Below are 14,017 nucleotides of genomic sequence, written 5' to 3' on the forward strand. Positions count from 1 at the left end.
GGTGGATACGGCTCAGTGGATGATCCCGGTACGCAGCGCGACCGCGACCATTCCGGCCCGGTCGCCGGTGCCCAGCTTGCGGGCGATCCGGGCGAGGTGACTCTTGACGGTGAGGGCGGACAGGCCCATCGAGACGCCGATGGCCTTGTTGGACTGGCCCTCCGCAACCAGCCTCAGCACCTCGACCTCACGGCCCGACAGCTCCCGGTAGCCCCCGGGGTGGCCGGGCGTGCCCGGCGGGCGGCGGTGCATCCGGGCGGCGGCGCCGAGCGGCGCGGCGCCCGGACGGCCCGGGATGCCGAGGTTGGTGCGGGTGCCGGTGACGACGTAGCCCTTGACCCCTCCGGCCAAGGCGTTGCGCACGGCGCCGATGTCGTCGGCGGCGGAGAGGGCGAGGCCGTTCGGCCAGCCCGCGGCCCGGGTCTCGGACAGCAGGGTGAGGCCGGAGCCGTCGGGGAGGTGGACATCGGCGACGCAGATGTCCCGGGGGTTGCCGATTCGGGGACGGGCCTCCGCGATGGACGACGCCTCGATGACGTCGCGCACCCCTAGGGCCCACAGATGACGGGTGACGGTGGAACGAACGCGGGGGTCGGCGACGACGACCATGGCCGTCGGCTTGTTCGGGCGATAGGCGACCAGGCTGGACGGTTGCTCGAGGAGAACAGACACCAGGCCTCCTGGGAAGTGGTGGGACGGGTCACCACGTCCTTCGGCACCGATACCGTCGGGCTTTAGAGAATGATCACGATTTGGTGAGTAACAATTCGGGCAATTAGGACGGCTTTTCGATCAATGACGTTCTTTTTGGGGCCCGCTTCCCCTCCGGGGCGCCACAGTCCCGGCCGTGGTCGGCCCGAAGGGGCGCGACCCGGTCGAACGGGAGAGCGTGGCGGCCCCGGCGATCAGCGTGGCCGGGGGCCCCGGCGCTGGGGGAGCGAGACGATGCCCGCCTCGGTGGCCCCCGCCGGGGGCAGACCCGCGATCTGGCACAGCAGATCGCACCAGGCGGCCAGATGTGCCCCGGTGTCCGGTACGCCCGGCTCCGCCGCGTCCCCGCCCGCCCGCTCCTCCGGGCGCCGCTGCCCGGAGTCGGCCGGTTCGGGGGCCGGGTGCTCCGAGGGGGTCCACGAGGCGCGGATCTCGATCCGGGTGGACGGCTCCCGCTCGCTCATCGCGCCGAAGTAGTGCGAGCTGGCGCGTGTCACCGTGCCGCTGGGCTCGCCGTAGGACAGCCCGCGCGCCTCCAGCGCGCCGGTCAGCCAGGACCAGCACACCTCTGGCAGCAGCGGGTCGGCCGCGATCTCCGGCTCCAGATCCGCGTGGACCAGTGTGACCAGGCGGAACGCCCCCTGCCAGGCGTCGTGCCCGGCCGGGTCGTGCAGCAGGATCAGCCGCCCCTCGGCCAGCTCCTCGTCCTCGTCCGCGCCGTCCTCGGTGACCACCGCCTCCAGCGCGTACGCATAAGGGGCGAGCCGCCGCGGGGGAGGGGTCGGGTCGAGCTCCACCTCCGGCCGCACCCGCACGCCGCGCAGCCCCGAAACGGCACGCCGGAAGGCGAGGGGGGCGCCCTCCCCACCCGCGTCCGCGCCGTCAGCCCCGTCAGCACCGTTCGAGAGGTGTCCTTGAACCGCTGCCATGCCCGGAAGACTAGGCGCATCGAGGGCCTCAACCGGGGAGGAACACCCGGGTTGGCGGGTCACTCGTTCGGCCCGTGCGAAGATTTGGGACATGAGCGCCACAGAGCGGCCCTCGGGCCAGCAGCAGACCGGCCGCGCCGCGGTCCGTGCCACCGCCGATTCGGCATTTCTGCGCGCCTGCCGGAGGGAGCCGGTGCCGCACACCCCGGTGTGGTTCATGCGGCAGGCCGGGCGCTCGCTGCCGGAGTACCGCAAGGTCCGTGAGGGCACCGCCATGCTGGAGTCCTGCATGCGGCCCGACCTGGTCACCGAGATCACGCTCCAGCCGGTCCGCCGCCACCAGGTGGACGCGGCGATCTACTTCAGCGACATCGTGGTGCCGCTCAAGGCCATCGGTCTCGACCTCGACATCAAGCCCGGGGTCGGCCCCGTCGTGGAGCGGCCCATCCGCAGCCGCGCCGATCTGGAGCGGCTGCGTCCGCTCGAACCGGACGATGTGAAGTACGTCACGGAAGCCATCGGGATGCTCGTCGGCGAGCTCGGCTCCACCCCGCTCATCGGTTTCGCGGGCGCGCCGTTCACCCTCGCCAGCTATCTCGTGGAGGGCGGTCCCTCGCGCAACCACGAGCACACCAAGGCCCTGATGTACGGCGACCCGGAGCTGTGGGCCGAGCTGCTGGACCGGCTCGCGGACATCACCGCCGCCTTCCTGAAGGTCCAGATCGAGGCGGGCGCCTCGGCGGTCCAGCTCTTCGACTCCTGGGTCGGCGCCCTGGCCCCGGCCGACTACCGCCGCAGTGTGATGCCCGCCTCGGCGAAGGTCTTCGACGCCGTCGCCGGTTACGGCGTACCGCGTATCCACTTCGGCGTCGGCACCGGTGAGCTGCTCGGGCTGCTGGGCGAGGCCGGGGCGGATGTCGTCGGTGTCGACTGGCGGGTGCCGCTGGACGAGGCCGCCCGCCGGGTCGGACCGGGTACGGCGCTCCAGGGCAATCTCGACCCCGCGGTGCTCTTCGCCCCGCACGAGGCGGTGGAGACCAAGGCGGCCGAGGTGCTGGACGCGGCGCGGGGCCTGGAGGGGCATATCTTCAACCTCGGTCACGGGGTGCTGCCCACCACCGACCCGGACGCGCTGACCCGGCTCGTGGAGTACGTCCACACCCGTACCGCGCGCTCGGTCTGACGGCAGGAACCATCGTGGGACGCCGCGCGTCGTTCCGATCATGAACGACTTGGACGCCGCCGCCGTCGAGGAGCTCGCCGGCACCTGGGACGAGATCCGCGAGGACTACGACAACACCGGGGACGACAGCTACGACCGGGCGGTGCTGGACTGTGCCGACCGGCTCGCCGCCGACCCGGGCGGTCCCTCGGCGTACGTCTGGACCCTGGGCCTGGTGATGATGGCGCCGTATGTCGGCTATCGGCTGGGCGATGGGGTGGTCCCCCGGGTGATGGAGGCCCTCGTCGCCGTCGACGGCGCCCTGCGGGACCGGCCCTGTGACCACGCCTCGCATCCCTTCCGGACGCACTACGACGAGAATGACGAGGAACTGGCCGACGAACTGCGGCTGATAGCCGACGAGTCGGCGGCGGAGGAGCCGTCCGCGCCGCGCGAGGAGTGGCGCTGTCCGCGCAATGTCGCCGGATTCGCGCGGATCGCCCGGGACATCGTGGACCCCGGCTCGGTGGACGACGTCCCGCCCCGGCTGCCGCTGGAGGCCCGGCAGAGGATCCATGACCTGTCGGCGCTTCTGGAGGGCTATCCCGAGACCGATGTCGACGACGAGGCGGCGTCGGCGGGATGGGACCTCAGCCTCGCCGAGGATCCGCTGGACAGGGCCGGGTGCGTCATGGTCGTCCGGGCGGTGACCTGGTACGTCGCCTCCGGGATGATCCGCACCAGGTCGGTCCTGGACGACCTGGTCGACGGGCTGGAGAAGGTACTGCCCGGGATCGCCGACGCCGAGTGCGGACACGAGACGCATCCGGAGCTTTCCGACAGTGGGCCGGAGGCCGCCGAACTGGGCGTCATCCTGAGCAGCCCCCGCGGGCGGGCCGTCTTCGAGCACCAGTGGGGGAACCGGGGGGCGCTGGAGGTCATGCTGTGCCCGGCCTTCATCGCCGGGCTCGCCAAGGAGTCGCTCACGCTGCTGCGCACCTGCCGCGAAGAACTCTTCGGCCACCGCGACACCTCCGCTCTGGACGCCGAATACCTCGGCCCGGACGGACGGCTGGAGATCGCGAAGGTCGTGGAGCGGATCGACTACAAGCCCTGGAACGAGCGGTACTCCCTGGACCTGGGGGTGTGGGCGGCCCGCCGGTACGTCCGGGCCACCGACGAGCGCGAACGGACCGTGCTGTTGCTGACCGTCGGGCAGACGACGCTGATCGCCTACCCGGACCCGCCGGTCTCGGTGCTCCGCGAGGTCGTGCCGGTGCTGCGGAGCGCCGTCGCCGCCCGGCCCGCGGAGCGGTGCGCACATCCGGCCCATCCGCCACTGGCCGGTGGTGGGTGGCGCGGAGGTCTGGCGCATCTGTACGCCCCCGAGGAGCACCCGGCGCCCGAGGACGTCCTCGGGCCCGAGTCCTGGACATGCCCGTGGTCCCTGGCCGAGTACGCGGAGGGCAGGCTGGCGTCCATGGCGGAGCTGGTGGACGAGGCCGACCCGGACGGCGGGGCCGCCTAGGCGGACTCCGCCGCCCGTACCGCCGCCACCGCCTGACGCGCCGCCACCTGCACCGGGTCCCACACCGGTGAGAACGGCGGGGCGTAGCCCAGGTCCAGTGCGGCCACCTGATCCACCGTCATCCCGGCGGTCAGCGCCACCGCCGCGGTGTCCACGCGCTTGCCCGCGCCCTCCCGGCCCACGATCTGCGTGCCGAGCAGCCGTCCCGTGCGGCGCTCGGCGAGCATCTTCACGGTCATCGGGCGGGCGCCGGGGTAGTACCCGGCCCGGCTGGTCGATTCGGCCGTGACGGTCACGAACCGCAGCCCCACGGCGTTCGCCTCGGCCTCCAGCAGTCCGGTGCGGGCGATCTCCAGATCGCAGACCTTGTTGACCGCCGTGCCCACGACCCCGGGGAAGGTGGCGTAACCGCCGCCCACGTTGGTGCCGATGACCTGACCCTGCTTATTGGCGTGGGTGCCCAGGGGGATGTGCCGGGTGCGGCCGGAGACCAGGTGGAGCACCTCGACGCAGTCGCCGCCCGCCCAGATGTGCTCATGGCCGCGGACCCGCATCGCCAGATCGGTCAGCAGCCCGCCGGACTCGCCAAGCGGCAGCCCCGCCTCCCGGGCGAGCCCGGTCTCCGGGACCACTCCGAGCCCCAGCACCACCAGTTCGGCCGGGTACTCGCTGACCTTGGTGGCCACACCCCGCACCCGGCCGTCCTCGCCGGTCAGCACCTCGGTGACCTCCGCCCCGGTGACGGTGTCGATGCCGAGTCCGGTCATCGCCTCGCGCACCAGCCGCCCCATATCGGGGTCGAGCGTGGCCATCGGCTGCTCGCCCCGCTCCAGGACGGTGACCCGGCAGCCGCGCTGGATCAGCGCCTCGGCCATCTCCACCCCGATATAGCCCGCGCCGACCACCACCGCGTGTCCGACATCGGTGCCCTCGAGGGTGTCCAGCAGGGCCCGGCCGTCGTCCAGGGTCTGCACCCCGTGCACCCCGGGCGCGTCGATCCCCGGCATCGAGGGGCGGCGCGGCCGGGCGCCGGTGGCGATCACCAGATCGTCGTAGCCGTACCAGCGTTCGCCGTCGCCGCGCGGCGTGAGATCCCGGACCAGGACCCGCTGTCCGGCCGGGTCGATCTCGAGGGCCTCGGTGCGCAGCCGGACGTCGATACCGCGGCCGCGGTGGGTCTCGGGCGTCCGGGCGATCAGGGCGTCGGGGCCGTCCACCTGGCCGCCGACCCAGTAGGGGATGCCACAGGCCGAGTACGAGGTGAAGTGGCCGCGCTCGAAGGCGAGGATCTCCAGATCGCCTCGGCTGCCGACTCTGCGTGCCTGGGACGCGGCGGACATCCCCGCCGCGTCGCCCCCGATGACCACCATCCGCCGCGCCGCCATGGCCCCTGCCCCTCCGCCGCCGTGTCTCCTCGACTCTGCCGGGACCACGCTACGTGCGGGCGAGGGCCCTGTGGGCGTGGCCGGTCGACGGTGATGAGCCGTGTCCGGCTTCGTTCCCGGGTGAACGGGGTGCCGTGGTGGCAGTCATGACATCACCCGCACGGAGGGCGTGGTGAACGCGGCGCACCCGCGTCCGGGGAGGCGACCGGCAGGTGCGCGGCCGTCATGACAGCGGCAGGCCGACATAGTTCTCGGCCAGTTCGGCGGAGGCGGTGGCGGAGGTGGCGATCCGGTCCAGCCGCGCGACCTGGAGACGGCCTTCGAACGGGCTCTGGTCCGGCCGCGGATGCAGGGTGTCCGTCAGGAAGGACGAGAACCGCTCGGCCTGCCACACCCGGCGCAGACAGGTCGCGGAGTAGCCGTCCAGCAGCTCGGTGGAGCCCGTGCGGTGGTGGTGGATGAGCGCGCGGGCCAGGGTGAGGACGTCGGAGACGGCCAGATTGAGCCCCTTGGCGCCGGTGGGCGGCACGATATGCGCCGCGTCGCCCGCCAGGAAGAGGCTGCCGTGGCGCATCGGCTCCTGGACGAAGCTGCGCATCGGGGTGACCGACACGGCGGTGATCGGACCGCGCTCCAGCGTCCAGCTCCCGCCCCCGTCCGCATCGGGGTCCACGCCCAGCCGGAGGCTCAGCTCGTCCCAGATCCGCTCATGGGGCCAGGCGGCGGGATCGGTGCCGTTCGGCACCTGGAGGTAGAGCCGGGAGACCCGCGGGGAGCGCATGCTGTGCAGCGCGAAGCCGCGCGGGTGCCGGGCGTAGATCAACTCCTCGCAGGACGGCGGCACATCGGCCAGCACCCCCAGCCAGGAGTACGGATGGTCCCGCTCGAAGGTGCGCACCCGGTCCGCCGGGACCGCCCGCCGGGCGATGCCGTGGAAGCCGTCGCAGCCCGCCACGACCGCGCAGACCAGGGTCCGTTCGCGGCCCTCGTGGTGGAAGCGGATCTCCGGTGCGGCGGAGTCCGGCTTCTCCACGGCCAGCGCCCGCGCCCCGAACAGCAGCGGCGGTCCGTCCTCGTCGAGCTGGAGCGCGATCAGGTCCTTGACCATCTCGGTCTGGGCGTAGACGGTCACCGACCGGCCGCCGGTGGCCGAGGGGAAGTCGACGCGGTGCCGACGGCCCTCGAAACGCAGCTCGATGCCGTGGTGGACCAGCCCCTCCCGGCCCAGCCGCGCGCCCGCGCCGCACGCACGCAGCGCGTCCACCGTGCCCTGCTCCAGGATCCCGGCCCGCTGGCGCCGCTCGACGTACTCGCGGTCCCGGCTCTCCAGCACCACACAGTCGATCCCCGCCCGGTGCAGCAGCCGGGCGAGCAGCAGACCGGCAGGCCCCGCGCCGATGATGCCGACGGTCGTGCGCATCGCTACGTCCCTTCGTCCGGGCCGGTGAGAGGTGAGACGGCCGCGCTCGTTCGCCTTGTTCGCCCAGTGAAACTTTGTTCATAATTGACGGCGTGATGAGTCTCAGTCCGGCGCCGCCGCCTGTCAATGGCCCCGTCGGCCCGCTCGAGCGCGGCCTCGCCGTGCTGCGCGAGCTGACCCGACTGGCCGCGTACGAGGGCGGTGCCACGGTCCGGCCCGGCGATCTCGTCCGTGGCACCGGGCTCGCCCGGTCGGTGGTCGACCGGGTGGTGGCCACTCTCGGTGAGCTGGGATACGTGGCCCTCGACGGGCGCGACATCGGCCTCGCGGCCCGGCTGATGGAGCTGGGCAACGGCTATCTCGCGGCCAGCGGACTGCCCGAGGCGCTCGGGCCGTTCGCCGAACGGCTCGCGGACCGGTTCGACGAATCGGTCTCGGTGGCCGTGCCCGACGGCGACGGAGTGCACTTCGTCGTCCAGGCGACCCGCCGCCGCACCATGTCCCTCGCCTTCCGGATCGGCGAACGGCTCCCCGCCGAGCGCTGCGCTCCGGGCGCGCTCTTCGCGGCGGACTGGGACGGGCGGACCTGGGCCGCCTGGCGCGCCCGCCGCGCCGACGACCCGCTGAACACCGCCTTCCCGGCCGTTCCGCCCCGCCGGACACCGGACGCCGAGTTCGAGGCCCGCGCCGAGGCCGCCGCCCGCGACGGCTGGTCCCTCGACGACCAGCTGATCGAACCGGGTCTGGTGGCGGTCTCGGTCCCGGTGCGGGACGCGGCGGGCCGTATCGTCTGCGCGGTCAATGTGGTCAGCCACACCAGCCGCCACGACGCCCTCTCGCTGCGCGCCGCCGTCCTGGGCCCGCTGCGGGCCGAACTCCCCGCGATGGAAGCGGCGTCGACCGCACCACGGGACAGCGGCGGCGCTCAGCCGTCCGGCCCGCCGGGCGCCATGGGGGAGGACCCCGCGCGGAGGGCCAAACGGGAGCGGGGGGCCGGGTTCCTCCAGTCCCTCGCCCGGGGGCTCGCCGTGCTGCGGGCCCTGGGCGCCGCCGACGCCGCCACCGGCGGGCTCTCCCTGACCGCCGTCGCCGAGGCCACCGGGCTGCCCCGGGCCACCGCCCGCCGCTCGCTGCTGACCCTCGTCGAGCTGGGCTACGCCGCCGCCGACCGGGGCTTCCGGCCGCTGCCGAAGGTGCTGGAGCTCGGCTACGCGCCCCTGGCCGCTCTCACCCTCACCGACCTCGCCGCACCGCATCTGCGCGAACTGGTCCGCACCGTCCAGGAGTCGGCGTCCCTGGCCGTGCTCGACGGCGCCGACATCCGGTACATCGCCCGAGTCCCCACCGGCCGCGTCATGAGTGTCAACATCACCGTCGGCACCCGCTTCCCCGCCTACGCCACCTCCATGGGACGGGTGCTGCTCGCCGGGCTGGACGAGCGGGCCCGCGCCGCGTACCTGGCGTCAGCGGATCCCCGGCGGCTGACCCGGCACACCGTGACCTCCGTGGCCGAGCTGGCCCGGCTGCTGAAGCGGACGGCGGCCGACGGACACGCGCTCGTCGACGAGGAGCTGGAGGAGGGGCTGCGGTCGCTCGCCGTGCCCGTACGGGACGCGGACGGGCGGGTGACGGCCGCGCTCAACGTGGCGACCCACGCGGGCCGCGGCACCGTGGAGAGCGCCCGCCGCGCACTGCTCCCGGCACTGCTCGCCGCCGCCTCCCGGATCGAAGCCGATCTGGCCGTGGCCGCCGCGTACCGCCCGCTCGCGACGGGCTCCCCGGACGCCACCCGGCCGCCGCGGCGCGGGCAGAGGGTCTGAGACAGTGGGGGCATGAGCGCAGCGAGCACCCCCGGGGCGGGGCGTACCGGCCATGTGGTCGTCATCGGCGGTGGGATCTCCGGTCTGGCGGCGGCCCACCGGCTGCTGGAGGCCGGGGCGCGGGTGACCGTCCTGGAGGCGTCGGAGCGGCTCGGCGGAAAGCTGCGCACGGGGGAGATCGAGGGCGTTTCCGTGGACCTCGGCGCCGAGTCGATGCTCGCCCGGCGGCCCGAGGCGGTGGAGCTGGCCCGCGCGGTCGGCATCGGCGACCGGCTTCAGCCCCCCGCGACCGCGAGCGCCTCCCTGTGGACGCGCGGTGAGCTGCTGCCGCTGCCCAAGGGCCATGTGATGGGCGTACCCGGCGATCTGGCGCCACTGGCCGACTCCGGGGTGATCTCCGCGGAGGGGCTCGCGCGGATCGCCCGGGAGGAGACCCTGCCGCCCGCCGAGGTCGGCGAGGATGTGGCGCTCGGCGAGTTCATCGCGGCGCGGCTCGGCCGGGAGGTCGTCGACCGGCTCGTCGAGCCGCTGCTCGGCGGGGTGTACGCGGGCGATGTCTACCGCACCTCGATGCGCGCGTCGGTGCCCACCCTCTTCGAGGTGGCCCGCTCCGGACGCCCGCTGACCGAGGGCGTACGGGAGCTGGTCGCGCGGGCCGCGAGCCGCCGGGGCGGCCCGGTCTTCACGGGTATCGACGGCGGTGTCGGACGGCTGCCGCTCGCGGTGGCCGACGCGGTACGCGCGGCGGGCGGTGAGATCCGCACCCACACCCCGGTACGGGAGCTGCGGCGGTCCGCCGACGGCTGGACCGTCGCCACCGACGCGGGCGCGCTCATGGCCGACGCGGTGGTGCTGGCCGCCCCCGCGCCCGCCGCCGCGCGGCTGCTCGCCGCCGACTCCCCGGCCGCCGCCGCCGAACTGGGCAGCGTCGACTACGCCTCCATGGCGCTGATCACCATGGCCTTCCGCCGCGCGGACGTCGACGCCCTTCCCCAGGGCAGCGGCTTCCTGGTACCGCCGGTCGACGGTCACACGATCAAGGCGGCCACCTTCTCCAGCCGCAAATGGGGCTGGCTGCGGGACGCGGCCCCTGATCTGCTGGTGCTGCGTACCTCGATCGGGCGGTTTGAGGACGAGGATGATCTGAAGCGCGATGACGCCGATCTGGTAGGGCTGTCGCTCGCCGATCTCGGCGAGGCGGCCGGTCTCGCCGCGCGGCCCGTCGCGTCCCGCGTCGACCGCTGGGACGGCGGACTGCCGCAGTACCCCGTGGGCCATCTGGACCGGGTGGCCCGCATCCGCGCGGAGGTCGCCAAGCTCCCCGGGCTGCGGGTGTGCGGCGCGGTCTACGACGGGGTCGGCATCCCCGCCTGCGTCGCCAGCGCCCGCCGGGCGGCCGAGGAAGTGCTGGAGCACACCGGGGCCACCCTGGGGCCGGGCGCCGGAGGCCGGGAGCGAGAATAGGGAGCATGACTGCTGCTCCTGACAAGACTCCCCACGCCGGTAAGAAGGCCAAGGACCTCAATGAGGTCATCCGCTACACCCTGTGGTCGGTGTTCCGGCTGCGCGATGTGCTGCCGGAGGACCGCACCGGCTACGCCGACGAGGTCGAGGAGCTCTTCGCCCAGCTCGCCGCCAAGGACGTCACCGTGCGCGGCACCTATGACGTCTCCGGGCTGCGGGCCGACGCGGACGTCATGATCTGGTGGCACTCGGAGACCTCCGACGCCCTCCAGGAGGCGTACAACCTCTTCCGCCGCACCCGGCTGGGGCGGGCGCTCGAGCCGGTGTGGTCGAACATGGCGCTGCACCGCCCGGCGGAGTTCAACAAGTCGCACATCCCCGCCTTCCTCGCGGACGAGCGGGCGCGCGACTACGTCAGCGTCTACCCCTTCGTACGCTCCTACGACTGGTACCTGCTGCCCGACGAGGACCGTCGCCGGATGCTCGCCGACCACGGCAAGATGGCGCGCGGCTTCCCGGACGTGCGGGCCAACACCGTCCCCTCCTTCTCGCTCGGCGACTACGAGTGGATCCTCGCCTTCGAGGCGGATGAGCTGCACCGGATCGTCGACCTCATGCGTCATCTGCGCGGCTCCGAGGCACGCCGCCATGTGCGCGAGGAGGTGCCGTTCTACACCGGGCGGCGCAAGGCCGTCACCGAACTGGTCGCCGGGCTCGCCTGACGGCGACGACGGCACCGCGCCCGGCACCTCGGGGTGCCGGGCGGCCGGGTCGGCGGAGCCTCACGGCATCCCGGGAAGCGCGGCGGGCCCTCTGCCGGAGTCCGGCAGCGGGGCCGGTTCCGGCTGTACGTCCGGCTCCGCGCGGCCCGCGCAGTCGGCGCTCCGGCCGGGGGTCTTCCCGGTCAGCAGATAGGTGTCGACATAGCGGTTGACGCAGGTGTTGGGGCCGCCCCACAGCCCGTGCGTCCCCGCGTTCCGCTCGGTCACCAGGGAGGAGCCGGGCAGCCGCCGCCACAGCTCCTTCGCCCCGGCGTAGGGCGTGGCCGCGTCGCGCTCGGCCGACAGCAGCAGCACCGGCGGCAGGGCACCGCTGCCCGGTGCGGCCGCCTTGCCGGTGGCGGCGCGCGCGCCGGTGCCGACGCCGATGTCCAGCGGTTGCTGATGCCCCGTCGGCCAGAACGCGCACGGCAGGTTCATCGCGACGTTGTCCCAGGTCTCGAAGGGCGCCCGGCGGGCCAGCACGGTGTTGTCGCGGTCCCAGGTGGACCAGGTGCGCGGCCAGGCCGCGTCATTGCACTCCACGGCCGTGTAGACGGCGTTGCCGTTCTCGTCCTCGGCCGCCGTGGCGGGGTCCGGTGCGGCCAGGTCGTTCAGCGGGGCGGGGTCGCTGCGCAGATAGGCGGCCAGCGCCCGGGCGCTCGGATCCCAGTAGGCGTCGTTGTAGCCGGTGCGCAGGAACGCGTTCTGGAGCTGGGCGGTGCCCACCGCGCCCGCGGGCTCCCGCGTCAGCCGCGCCCGCGCCTTCTCGTACGAGGCGAGCACCCGCGCCGCGGTGGTGCCGAGGTGGTAGACGTCGTCATGGCGGGCGGCCCAGGTGCGCCAGTCCCGCCAGCGGCGTTCGAAGGCGAGCGACTGCTCCAGGTTGTTGCGGTACCAGATCTGCCAGGGGTCGGGGTTGACCACGCTGTCGAAGACCATCCGGCGCACATGGCCGGGGAAGAGCGTCGCGTACACCGCGCCGTAGTACGTGCCGTACGAGGCGCCCATGAAGGTCAGCCGCCGCTCGCCGAGGGCGGCGCGCAGGACGTCGAGGTCACGGGCGTTGTTGAGGGTGGTGTAGTGCGCGAGCGCCGAACCCGCGCGGCGGGCGCAGCCCTTGGCGTAGGCCCGCGCCCGGGTCACCATGCGCCGTTTGAACCCCGCCGACGGAACGGGCGGGGAACTGGTGGGCGCCTCGGCGAAGGCCGTGGGCGACTGGCAGGACAGCGGTGCGGAGCGGCCGACGCCCCGGGGCGCGTAGCCGACGAAGTCGTACGCCTTCGCCACCCGCCGGAACTCCTCCTCGGCCGCGTACGAGGGGAACGACATCCCGGAGGCGCCGGGTCCGCCCGGGTTGTAGACCAGCGCCCCCTGGCGCCGGGCCTTGGGGCCGGTGGCGCGTACCCGGCTGACGGTGAGCGAGATCCGCGGGCCGTCGGGCCGGGCGTAGTCCAGTGGCACGGAGACCGTGCCGCAGGTGAGGGGGGCGGTCAGCTCCTCGGCGCGGGGGCAGCGACCGAAGTCGATCCCGCGGGCGGCGGCCCGCCGGGCGGCGCGCGCCACGCCCTGGGCCTCGGCGGCACGGCCGAGGGGAGCGGCGGCCAGCGTGGGGGACGCGGGCGCGGCGGACCAGGCGGGCGCGGCGGCCAGGGGAGTGGCGGCGGAGCCGGGCCCGGCGGTCCGGGCCCGGAGGGCGGCGGTGGCGCCGGTGGTGGCCGTGGTGGCGGCGCCGGTGGTGTGCGGGGCGGCGGGCCCGGCCAGCGGACGGCCGGTGGCCGGAGTGGCGAGCAGCGCGGTCATCCCCAGCGACAGGGAGAGCGGTCCGAGGATGCCGTACAGCACTGCTGCTCTCACAAGCCATCCCTTTCCGCGGTGCGCGATCATGCGTGACGCGATAAAAGGCATATTTCGTGCGGTGGTTGGCTGTGTAAAGCACCGCGCGGCGGTGTCGGGGTCATTGACCCCAATGCGCCTTCAGCGCCGCGCGCAGCGCGGGGTCGGTGAGCGCGGCGGTGCCGTGCACCGCGACCGCGGTGAGCAGCTCGTCGGCACCCCCGTCGTCGGCCGCGCTCCCGCCGTGCCGGGCCGCGGTCCGCCGCGGGGGGACGTCGATCCGGCCCAGCAGCTGCTGTCCGGCCGGGGACGCCCAGCGCGAGTAGGGGTGCGCCTCGACCCGGGCGATCACCAGACAGCTCGCGGTCAGGACCAGCGGCAGCACGAACCACGCCGCCACCGGCCCGTGCCCCGGCGCGGGCGGCACCAGCAGCAGCGCACCCGCCGCCGACAGCAGGACCAGCACACACGCCGCCCCGACCTGCCGTACCGCGGCGGCCACATTCGTCCGGGCGGCGGCGGAGACCGCGAGCCCCGCGCCCACCAGCCGGTCGGCGAGCGCCCGTACGGGCTCGGCGGTGGCGAGCGCGGTCCGGACGGCCGGTACGGGCGACTGGCCGTCCGGACCTATCGCGGAGATCACCGAGCGCTCCAGATCGTCGCGGCCCTCGGGGTCCACCACCGTGACCCAGCCGGTGTGCGCGAGCAGCAGACGGCGCTCGCGGTACATCGTCACCAGCGCGAGGTCGCCGACCCGGCGCGGACCGCCCGCGAGGAAGGCCGTCTCGTACAGGCCGAGCGCCGCGCGGCCCGCGGCCGGGCCGGGGTCCGCCTCGGGGAGGGGGTGGGCGGCGGCGACCGCGGCCCGGCACAGCCGGGCGCAGCTGACCACCGCGACACCCCAGGCGACAAGCAGGAACGGGACCCACACCATGGCCGAGTTCTACTGGACCCGGCCCGTGCGCGCCACGGTTTTCACGATGTGGAACGGCACGGGCGGCCGG

The 14,017-nt window shown here is 74.1% G+C and carries 11 protein-coding genes; 5 read left to right on the top strand and 6 right to left on the bottom strand.

All coding sequences use genetic code 11. The features are described from left to right. Positions 1-12 precede the first annotated feature (12 nt). Together AB0C66_RS23785 and AB0C66_RS23790 are read right to left on the bottom strand one after the other, a co-directional pair. Positions 13-672, bottom strand: coding sequence for a response regulator transcription factor (locus AB0C66_RS23785; RefSeq protein ID WP_020867870.1), 660 nt, complete (start codon positions 670-672; stop codon positions 13-15). Positions 673-905: 233 nt separating this feature from the next. Beyond that, positions 906-1,640, bottom strand: a complete 735-nt coding sequence (locus tag AB0C66_RS23790) for a DUF3000 domain-containing protein (protein ID WP_362442019.1) — start codon at positions 1,638-1,640, stop codon at positions 906-908. A 91-nt stretch (positions 1,641-1,731) separates the two neighbouring features. On the opposite strand from AB0C66_RS23790, the gene hemE reads away from it, so the two are divergent. Next, a complete protein-coding gene (gene hemE, locus AB0C66_RS23795; RefSeq protein WP_362442021.1) occupies positions 1,732-2,823 on the top strand; it encodes a uroporphyrinogen decarboxylase in 1,092 nt (363 codons plus the stop codon). A gap of 40 nt (positions 2,824-2,863) precedes the next feature. Then, the gene (locus AB0C66_RS23800; protein WP_362442024.1) at positions 2,864-4,330 is read left to right on the top strand and encodes a hypothetical protein; all 1,467 of its coding nucleotides are present in this window, start codon (positions 2,864-2,866) and stop codon (positions 4,328-4,330) included. Here AB0C66_RS23800 and AB0C66_RS23805 read toward each other — a convergent pair. Both AB0C66_RS23805 and AB0C66_RS23810 read right to left on the bottom strand, forming a co-directional pair. After that, positions 4,327-5,715 carry an FAD-dependent oxidoreductase gene (locus tag AB0C66_RS23805; RefSeq protein WP_362442027.1) on the bottom strand — a complete coding sequence of 463 codons (1,389 nt, stop codon included), beginning with the start codon at positions 5,713-5,715 and terminating at the stop codon, positions 4,327-4,329. The genes AB0C66_RS23800 and AB0C66_RS23805 overlap by 4 nt on opposite strands. A gap of 223 nt (positions 5,716-5,938) precedes the next feature. Beyond that, positions 5,939-7,135 carry a 4-hydroxybenzoate 3-monooxygenase gene (locus tag AB0C66_RS23810; RefSeq protein ID WP_362442030.1) on the bottom strand — a complete coding sequence of 399 codons (1,197 nt, stop codon included), beginning with the start codon at positions 7,133-7,135 and terminating at the stop codon, positions 5,939-5,941. A 95-nt stretch (positions 7,136-7,230) separates the two neighbouring features. On the opposite strand from AB0C66_RS23810, the gene AB0C66_RS23815 reads away from it, so the two are divergent. Genes AB0C66_RS23815 through hemQ form a run of 3 tightly spaced genes read left to right on the top strand, consistent with a single transcriptional unit; the run spans position 7,231 to position 11,141 of the window. After that, positions 7,231-8,955 (top strand): IclR family transcriptional regulator C-terminal domain-containing protein, encoded by a 1,725-nt coding sequence (locus AB0C66_RS23815; RefSeq protein ID WP_362442033.1) that lies wholly within the window; start codon positions 7,231-7,233, stop codon positions 8,953-8,955. A 12-nt stretch (positions 8,956-8,967) separates the two neighbouring features. After that, on the top strand, positions 8,968-10,419 hold the full coding sequence (gene hemG, locus AB0C66_RS23820) for a protoporphyrinogen oxidase (protein ID WP_362442036.1): 1,452 nt from the start codon (positions 8,968-8,970) through the stop codon (positions 10,417-10,419). A gap of 5 nt (positions 10,420-10,424) precedes the next feature. Then, the gene (hemQ, locus tag AB0C66_RS23825) at positions 10,425-11,141 is read left to right on the top strand and encodes a hydrogen peroxide-dependent heme synthase (protein WP_362442038.1); all 717 of its coding nucleotides are present in this window, start codon (positions 10,425-10,427) and stop codon (positions 11,139-11,141) included. Between the two features lie 60 nt (positions 11,142-11,201). Here the strand turns inward: hemQ and AB0C66_RS23830 are convergent, their stop codons facing one another. Both AB0C66_RS23830 and AB0C66_RS23835 read right to left on the bottom strand, forming a co-directional pair. Further along, positions 11,202-13,034 carry an alpha/beta hydrolase gene (locus tag AB0C66_RS23830; protein ID WP_362442041.1) on the bottom strand — a complete coding sequence of 611 codons (1,833 nt, stop codon included), beginning with the start codon at positions 13,032-13,034 and terminating at the stop codon, positions 11,202-11,204. Between the two features lie 100 nt (positions 13,035-13,134). After that, entirely contained in the window at positions 13,135-13,947 is an 813-nt protein-coding gene (locus AB0C66_RS23835; protein ID WP_362442044.1) for a TIGR04222 domain-containing membrane protein, read from the bottom strand. Between the last annotated feature and the right edge of the window lie 70 nt (positions 13,948-14,017).

Origin of the sequence: Streptomyces sp. NPDC048636 (assembly GCF_040650655.1) — a bacterium.
Lineage (GTDB): Bacteria > Actinomycetota > Actinomycetes > Streptomycetales > Streptomycetaceae > Streptomyces.

Coding starts and splice junctions, on each gene's coding strand:
- AB0C66_RS23790 (WP_362442019.1), bottom strand. CDS start 1,640: ATGGCAGCGGTTCAAGGACACCTCTCGAACGGTGCTGACGGGGCTGAC.
- hemE (WP_362442021.1), top strand. CDS start 1,732: ATGAGCGCCACAGAGCGGCCCTCGGGCCAGCAGCAGACCGGCCGCGCC.
- AB0C66_RS23800 (WP_362442024.1), top strand. CDS start 2,864: ATGAACGACTTGGACGCCGCCGCCGTCGAGGAGCTCGCCGGCACCTGG.
- AB0C66_RS23805 (WP_362442027.1), bottom strand. CDS start 5,715: ATGGCGGCGCGGCGGATGGTGGTCATCGGGGGCGACGCGGCGGGGATG.
- AB0C66_RS23810 (WP_362442030.1), bottom strand. CDS start 7,135: ATGCGCACGACCGTCGGCATCATCGGCGCGGGGCCTGCCGGTCTGCTG.
- AB0C66_RS23815 (WP_362442033.1), top strand. CDS start 7,231: ATGAGTCTCAGTCCGGCGCCGCCGCCTGTCAATGGCCCCGTCGGCCCG.
- hemG (WP_362442036.1), top strand. CDS start 8,968: ATGAGCGCAGCGAGCACCCCCGGGGCGGGGCGTACCGGCCATGTGGTC.
- hemQ (WP_362442038.1), top strand. CDS start 10,425: ATGACTGCTGCTCCTGACAAGACTCCCCACGCCGGTAAGAAGGCCAAG.
- AB0C66_RS23835 (WP_362442044.1), bottom strand. CDS start 13,947: ATGGTGTGGGTCCCGTTCCTGCTTGTCGCCTGGGGTGTCGCGGTGGTC.